A 7,439-nucleotide genomic window follows, 5' to 3' on the forward strand; every position below is an offset into this window, starting at 1 on the left:
GTAACGTGCCTCCTCCTTGTCCACGCCTGCCTCGGTGTTGAGCGCGGCATTGCGGTGAAAGCCAGTGGCGGTGATTTGATCCGGCGTAGGTTGTGGCAGCAGGTCGCCGGCGATTTGATCGATGGTGAACTGATCAAATGGAAGGTCAGTATTGAAGGCACGGATGACCCAGTCGCGATACAGGTAGGCGTTGGGGCGAAGGCCATCGCCAAGGAAGCCGTTTGAATCCGCGTAACGCGCCGTGTCCAGCCAGTGGCGCGCCCAGCGCTCGCCAAAATTGGGAGAGGCAAGGAGGCGGTCCACGATCTGCTCGTATTTTTGTTCCGACCAATCGGACAAAGCGGCGAGATCTGACGGGGATGGCGGCAGGCCGGTGAGATCAAGATAAACGCGGCGAATCAGCGTGGTAGGTGAGGCTGCGTGTGCGGGCTCGAGTCCATGCGTGCGGAGCCTGGCGGCGATGAAAGCATCTATGGGGTTTTTACCGTCCGACTGCGGCACGACGGGACGCTTGATCGGTTCGAAGGCCCAGTGATTCTGGTACTCAGCGCCTGCGGCGATCCAACGGCGGATGAGGTCGCGCTCAATTTTGGTAAGCTGCTTTGGCGACGAAGGCGGCGGCATCACGTCATCGGGATCGGAGTGTGTGATGCGTTTCCACAACTCGCTCGCCTCGGGTTTTCCGGGGGTAATGGCTGCCTTCACAGCCTCAGCACGCACATCCAGCCGCAGGTCGGCCTCGCGCTTGTCTTCGTCCGGGCCATGGCAGGCGTAGCACTTGGCAGCCAGGATGGGGCGGATGTCGCGATTGAATTCCACACGCGCTTCTGCAGCGAAAGCGCTGTAAGTAGCCATGAAGACGAATGGAATGACGAAGCGCATGGGCTAGGTTATCAGCAGTTCACGAAAGGGCAGAGTCTGCGCGATCTTGGTGCCGCCGTCTTCTCCAAGCACCTTCACTGAGATGGTTGCAGCGCCCCAGTCAATGCGCAGATGGCCGACGTTGGGCAGGTGATAGGTTTGGGGCATGCAGCGGTGTTGGTTCGGCGTGGGGGTGCCGCGCGGATGCTTCTGCGTCATTGAGCTGGTGGTAAAGTCAAACACGCCGTTGTGCGAGAACTCGCACCAGTGGCGGTCGCCGCTCAAAATCACCGCAGTCTGCCCCTGCAGGAGTTTCAGCAGCCGCTGCTGCTCGTGCGGCATGTTGGCCCAGCATTCACCGCCATGTGCCTGCGGGGCAAACTGGATGCTGGACACGATGAGACGAAGATCCGCCGGCTGCTGGAGCACCTGCGCTAGCCAGTCCCACTGTGCAGCGCCCAACATGGTGGCGGCAATGTCATCCGTGGGCACGTAAGAGCCGCCAAGCGTGGCCTTGTCCTTCGGCACCTTTTTGAGCGGACTGCGAAAGTAGCGTGTGTCCAGCATGTCGACCTGCACGCGCTTGCCGTCCGGGCCGAAGGTCTGCGCGTGATACACGCCCGCCTGCTGACGGCGTGACGATGCGGCGGGCTCGTCGAGCCAGTTCCAGAACTCCACCTGCGCCTCTTTTTTGTGCGGGTAGCTCCCGCCACCGTCGTTTTCGCCGAAGTCGTGATCGTCCCAGGTGGCGAGAATGGGCTTGTTTTGCAGGCCTTTGAAAAAGCGGCTGTTTTTGAGCAGCGCGTACTTTTCCTGCATCATCGGGATGCCACCTTTGTCCGCATAGATGTTGTCACCCATGAAAATAAACAGGTCACGCGGCAGCGTGAGAGTGCGATCGAGCATGGGATGCTCATGTGTGTCGAGGCAGGAGCCAAAGACGATGTCCTGCAATGGGGGATCGTCGGCTGCGTGCGCAGCCACCCAACCGATGGCGGGAAGGGTGGATAGGAAATGACGACGGGTGTTTAGCCTGGGCATCGGCGGAGGTGCTGAGTTCATGGCACAATCTTCGCCGCCTCTTGTTTTGCCTTCGCCAGCACATCATCCAGCGCGACAGGCTTGCCGCCCTGGCGAATGCTTTCATCAGCAGCCTCCATGAAGGTGAATATTTCGATCGTCTCAGCTTCACTGACAGGCGGCTCTCCAGTGCGGAAGAATTTGCCGATCTGGCGGCACAGCGCCTCATAACTGATGGTTTTGGCCCCCTGACGCACGCCTTTGCTGCCGTAGACCATGGCACCGAATTCGGACTTTCCCCTCACGATTCCACGATAGGTGCCAATTCGCCCATCCTTCCACACGCCCGTGACTTGATCTGTGATGGGGCCTTTGCTGCGTGACACGGTTTCACAGCCAGTGCCCATGAGCGTGAAGAGGGATTCGACGCCATGGATGGCGTAGAAAAACAAGTCCGGCGTGCCGCTCTGATATGAACACGGCCCCCAGGTCGTGACGCCGAGAATGTCGCCAATTTTCTCATTGCCTTTCAGAGCGAGGAGGTCGGCCCCGAAGCGTGACGACGAACTCGACCAGGTCTTGACGTGATGCTTCTTCGCGAGCTCAAACAGAGCGATGGTTTCTGGAAGAGTTCCTGCAATGGGTTTGTCGATATACACGAGTTTGCCCGATTGGAAGACCTCACGCGCTTCTTTCAAATGGATGCGGCCATCCACGCTCTCAATCATTACAACATCGACCTTTTCGAGCAGCTTGGAAATGGAGTCCACAATCTCCACGCCCATGCCGCGCACCTGTTCGGTGAATTTAGCCACGCGGTCCTTGCTGGCAGGCATGTCGGTGCCACCAGGATAACCCGCCACCACCTTGATGCCTGCGAGATCGCCATCGGCCTTCGGATTGTTGAAGAGCTTGGTGAACGCGGGCACATGCGAGGTATCGAGGCCGACAATGCCGGCACGGAGTGGCTTGAGCGTCTCCTGGGAGAGGACGGAACCTGCCAGACTGAGTAAGAGAGCCGCTGCGAGTGGAAGAACCTGTTTCATAATGGCTTACACGTACGCAATGAAGTACTGAGGTTGATCAGGGCATCAGCCCCTGAATGTCGATCAGGTGCAGCTGGCGCCCTTGATCGGCATGTGGAGCGTCGATGCAGACCCAGCGTTCGTCGCGGCTGGAACGTGGATGATTGTCCACACGCCATTCGCCGGAGTATTCGCGGGGTAAGTGGAACTCGCCGAGGTCGATGCGTTTGTTGGTGGCGATGTGATACAGGTGTGGGGTCTGGATGCGACGCACGCTTTTGGGATAGGTGTCGTTCAGAATCCACTCGTTGCGATGCAGGTAAGTCAGGTGGCCGCCACTGTCGAGCACACCATGGCCGATCTCCTCGACGATGCCGCTGTCCTTGTCTTCGAAGAGGAAATCGCCCCACTCCTTGTTGCCGAGCCAGTCCTTGGCTTGGGAGAGGATGTGCGTGGCATCGCGCCAGATGAAGTGAGAGGCGTAGCCATTGGGAATGACGATGCGGAGATCGCTGCCGTCCATGTTGGCTGTGATCAGGCGCGTCAGATGCCCGCCCTTCGGCTGCGTCCAGCGGTGCAGCATGATGAAGCGTTTGCCATCGGGGCCGACAAGCAGGTGATAAGCGTGATGCTTGGAGTCGGGATGATTTTCCATCACCACGCCGGTCTTGGCGAGCAGCGCATGTGAAACGATGAGCTTCTCTTTACCGGTTTCGAGATTCACGTGGGTGACGCCGCTTCCTGCGGGTGCCATGTCCTCAAAGAAGCGGTCTTTGATGCCTGCGTAGCCGTAGCCGGGGCGGCAGTCGGCCACGCGCGCGAAATCACAGCTCACGGCTTCTTTGCCATTCGGAGCCAGCGCGTAGATGGGACTTGGAATCGTGTGCTTCTCTCCCGTCTTCACATCGAGGATGTGACTGACGAAGCGATCCTTCTCACGATCATTCCAGATCACCTTGGACTCGGTGCCGGGAATCCATTGCAGCATGCAGCCCTGCTGCCAGCACCAGGCGCGGGACTTGCCGAGAGGGATCCATTTGTCTTTCTCCTGCAGATCGACCATGCCGACTTCGATCTCATCGTCCGCTGTTGGAGAACGATGTTCGAAGCTGACCTTGTTGCTGAGCACAAAGCGGTTGTCCGGCGAGAACTGGAGCTTGTCATAGTAGGCGAACCAATGGAACCCGGGGCCTTTGGTGATGACCCGCGTTGGCGGAAACTTGGGTGCCTCCTGCCCGCGTGCAGCGAACGATCCGAGAGCGAGCGTGGAGAGAAACTGACGACGGTTGGGTAATGGAGTCATGGCTGTAATAATTGACGATCTGCTATTTGGCGGCCTTTGCATCGAGCTCCGACAGTTTGAAACGGACGCTCACGATGTAGGGAGACTCGCCTTCCGTCCAGTGGCCGTAGGTGGTGGTGACGATGGTGCCGTCTGGCAGCACCTCGATGCCAGGATAGGTGCAATCGGCGCCTTTGGTATTGTCCATGATGCGTACCCGATACTGACCCTCGGCACCGTTCACGATGTCCTCGTATTTGCCCACCCAGCCAACCCAATCGCCTTTCGTGGGGCTAACGTGTGTGGTGTCACGGAAGCTGATGAACAGGCGGCCATCAGGCGTGTATTTGGCGACATGCCGATCTCCCGTGAGCGCAGCAGGCAGTTCCTTCGGCTCACTCCATGTCTGGCCTTCATCGTTCGAGAAGATGACGAATGAATTGTACTTCCGTGAATTCTCACGCAGCAGCACGGCGATCTGCTTGCCATCCGGGGAACGCAATGCACCCGGCTCGCACAAGTTCGCATCTGGCAGCATGGCGATGGGTGTGGGGGCGCTCCAGGTGAGACCGCCGTCTTTGGAAAGCGTGGTGTAAACCCAGAAGCGCCATGCTTTCGCCGGTGCGCCACGGATGAACCGACCGTCATCATGGAAGAACGCCAGATAATGGCCCGGTGTTTTCAGATCAACCACCGTGCCCATGGTGACGATGCCGCCGAAGTTGCCGATGGGTGCCAGATCGCTCCAGTTTGCCCCATCATCTTCGGTAATGGCCATGCGGATGGGGTAAAGGCCGCTGAACATGATGATGCGCTTCTTGCCGCTGGCATCCACCACGCGGTGCAGAGTCGGCACCTCCACGGAGGTCTCCCATGATTTTGGCGTCGGCAGCCGCTCGCTCCACGTCAGGCCGGTGTCATTGCTGCGCTTGTAAACGATGGGGCCGCGCCCGTGTCCCTTCGGATAGACGATGAGCATGTTTTTGTTGTCTTCGAGTAGCAGCGTGGTCGGATGACCGAGGTACTGGCCCTTCTCCTGATCCACGATGACCTGTCGCTCTTTATCACCGGTGATATCGACTGTGGGAATCGTGTAGCCCGGCGCGAGCTTCGTTTTGAGATTCTTCGGCGGCACCAGAGTGACGTCCGCCTTTTGCAGCCCGGTTTGGGCTAGCACGGAAGTGAGCAGCAGGGGGAAAAGCATGGCGAGGAAACGAAGATGCATGCAAAGCAAACGGACAACCTCGCGAAGGCTTTGCAAAGGAATCATCCTGGTGAAGCGGACTCACCACCCGCCACGATCAAGCGCCCAGGAGTTTCGTCATCGGGTGCCCCTCGTTCTGGTCGATGCGTTCGGGACGACCTTTGTGGTTATAGACGAGCTTGGTATGATCCAACCCCATCAAGTACAGGATGGTCGAATGAATGTCATGCACATGCAGGCGGTCTTCAATGGCATAGAGGCCGAGGTCGTCGGTGGCACCGTAGGTCTGGCCGCCCTTCACGCCGCCACCGGCCATCCACATGGTAAAGCCGGTGGGGTTGTGGTCACGTCCATCGCCCTGCTCACTCATGGGCGTGCGTCCAAATTCGCCGCCCCAGATGACGAGTGTTTCGTCGAGCAGGCCGCGTGCTTTCAAATCAGCAAGCAGGCCCGCGATGGGCTTATCGACCGCATTGCAGAGCCGCGAATGATTCACCTCAATGCCCTTGTGGCTGTCCCACTTGCTGCCGGCACCGCTGTAGAGCTGGATGAAGCGTACGCCGTTTTCGACGAGGCGGCGGGCGAGCAGGCAGTTGCGGCCAAACACAGCGGTGGCTTCGTTGTCCATGCCATATAGCTGCTTCGTGGCCTCGGTTTCTTTGCTGAGGTCCACCGCCTGCGGCGCCTCGGCCTGCATCTTGTAGGCCAGTTCGTAACCGCGAATGCGGGCATCGAGTTCAGTGTTGCTGACACGAGTTGCGCCGTAGTCACGGTTCAAGGCACCGAGCAAATCGAGCTTGTCACGCTGACGCTTGCGGTCCACGCCTTTGGGGTTTTCGAGGTATTTGATTGGCACGCCGTCAGAGTTGAACTCCACGCCCTGATACACGGCGGGCATGAAGCCGTTGCCCCAGTTGCGCACGCCGTTCACCACGGTGGCTTCGCTGTCTTTGATGACGACAAAGCCGGGCAGATTCTGATTTTCGGAGCCAAGTCCATACGAAGCCCATGCACCAAGCGAAGGGCGCCCGCCAAAGACAGAGCCCGTGTTCATGGAACACACGCCACCGGCGTGATTGATCCCGCTCGAGGCGCAGGAATGAATCACCGCAAGATCGTCCGCATGCTGCGCCACGTTTTGAAACCAGTCCGAGATCCACAGACCGCCCTGGCCGTACTGCTTCCAAGTGCGTTTGCATTCGAGCAGCGGCGACTTGGTTTCCCCCATGGCGGTGATCGGCGGCTTGAAACTTGCGGGCAGTGACTGGCCTGCGAGCTTGTTCAGCAGCGGCTTGTAATCAAAGGTGTCGAGATGGCTGGGACCGCCTTCCATGAACAGGAAGATCACGCTCTTCGCCTTTGCTGCACGCTGAGGAAGCGTGGTGGCGGCAGAAGCGTTTTGTTCACCCATCAAACCGGCCAGCGCCACGGCGCCAAAGCCGCAGCCAGCGGTTTGAAGAAACTCGCGCCGTGTGTTGGGAAAATCGAATCGATTGCAGCTCATGGTGTTAGTGAAGGTAAAAGAACTCGTTGGTGTTCAGCAGGACCTGGCAGAGATCATTCATGGCCTGATGGAAGGGATCGTCCGCCTCAACCGTTTTCGCGTCCGAACCCGACCACGCCAGCTGCGAAGTCAGCGGATCTGCAGAACGCCAGATGACGAGACCTGACGCCCATTTCTCCGCGTCTTCATTGAGCGCCTTGTCATCCAGCACGCCACTGGCCACGCGCAGAGCCTCGATCCGGCCATCCCATTGGTGAGTGGGGGCGCGCTTGTGCAAACCACCAATCACGAGCTGCGAAGAGCCCATGCTGAGTTTCGAACGAATGTCCATGGGGACCACGGCAGTCTGCGCGGCGGCTCCCGCCGCGTCGAGATCACGCACGGTGAAGGTGACGGTATGACCAACGCATGAAACACGTGCAGCAATGTGATAACGGCGGCCCAGTTCAATGTGGATGTCCGATGGCACGACCTGATAGCCGATGTTGGAATTCTCATCCTCGCCAACCACCTGGATGATAACGTTGCGCGGCTTGTAGCGTG

At 58.9% G+C, this 7,439-nt stretch carries 6 protein-coding genes and 1 pseudogene; all 7 read right to left on the reverse strand.

What is annotated here, in order from left to right; genetic code table 11:
• Window positions 1-882 (reverse strand): DUF1549 domain-containing protein (locus ACIREA_RS22145; protein ID WP_397384533.1); only part of this gene is annotated, 882 nt, incomplete at its 3' end.
• A 3-nt stretch (window positions 883-885) separates the two neighbouring features.
• Window positions 886-1,923, reverse strand: a complete 1,038-nt coding sequence (locus ACIREA_RS22150; protein ID WP_397384534.1) for an alkaline phosphatase D family protein — start codon at window positions 1,921-1,923, stop codon at window positions 886-888.
• Entirely contained in the window at window positions 1,920-2,927 is a 1,008-nt protein-coding gene (locus ACIREA_RS22155) for a Gfo/Idh/MocA family protein (protein ID WP_397384535.1), read from the reverse strand. Before ACIREA_RS22155 ends, ACIREA_RS22150 begins: the two co-directional genes overlap by 4 nt.
• 37 nt (window positions 2,928-2,964) lie before the next feature.
• Window positions 2,965-4,209, reverse strand: coding sequence for a hypothetical protein (locus ACIREA_RS22160; RefSeq protein ID WP_397384536.1), 1,245 nt, complete (start codon window positions 4,207-4,209; stop codon window positions 2,965-2,967).
• A 22-nt stretch (window positions 4,210-4,231) separates the two neighbouring features.
• On the reverse strand, window positions 4,232-5,413 hold the full coding sequence (locus tag ACIREA_RS22165) for a sialidase family protein (protein ID WP_397384537.1): 1,182 nt from the start codon (window positions 5,411-5,413) through the stop codon (window positions 4,232-4,234).
• 76 nt (window positions 5,414-5,489) lie between these two features.
• A complete protein-coding gene (locus tag ACIREA_RS22170) occupies window positions 5,490-6,896 on the reverse strand; it encodes a DUF1501 domain-containing protein (RefSeq protein WP_397384538.1) in 1,407 nt (468 codons plus the stop codon).
• Window positions 6,897-6,900: 4 nt separating this feature from the next.
• Window positions 6,901-7,439: pseudogene (locus ACIREA_RS22175) on the reverse strand (hypothetical protein); the annotation flags it as partial.

The sequence above is a fragment of the Prosthecobacter sp. genome (assembly GCF_044373815.1).
In the GTDB taxonomy this organism is placed as follows: domain Bacteria; phylum Verrucomicrobiota; class Verrucomicrobiia; order Verrucomicrobiales; family Verrucomicrobiaceae; genus Prosthecobacter.

Coding starts and splice junctions, on each gene's coding strand:
- ACIREA_RS22150 (WP_397384534.1), bottom strand. CDS start 1,923: ATGAACTCAGCACCTCCGCCGATGCCCAGGCTAAACACCCGTCGTCAT.
- ACIREA_RS22155 (WP_397384535.1), bottom strand. CDS start 2,927: ATGAAACAGGTTCTTCCACTCGCAGCGGCTCTCTTACTCAGTCTGGCA.
- ACIREA_RS22160 (WP_397384536.1), bottom strand. CDS start 4,209: ATGACTCCATTACCCAACCGTCGTCAGTTTCTCTCCACGCTCGCTCTC.
- ACIREA_RS22165 (WP_397384537.1), bottom strand. CDS start 5,413: ATGCATCTTCGTTTCCTCGCCATGCTTTTCCCCCTGCTGCTCACTTCC.
- ACIREA_RS22170 (WP_397384538.1), bottom strand. CDS start 6,896: ATGAGCTGCAATCGATTCGATTTTCCCAACACACGGCGCGAGTTTCTT.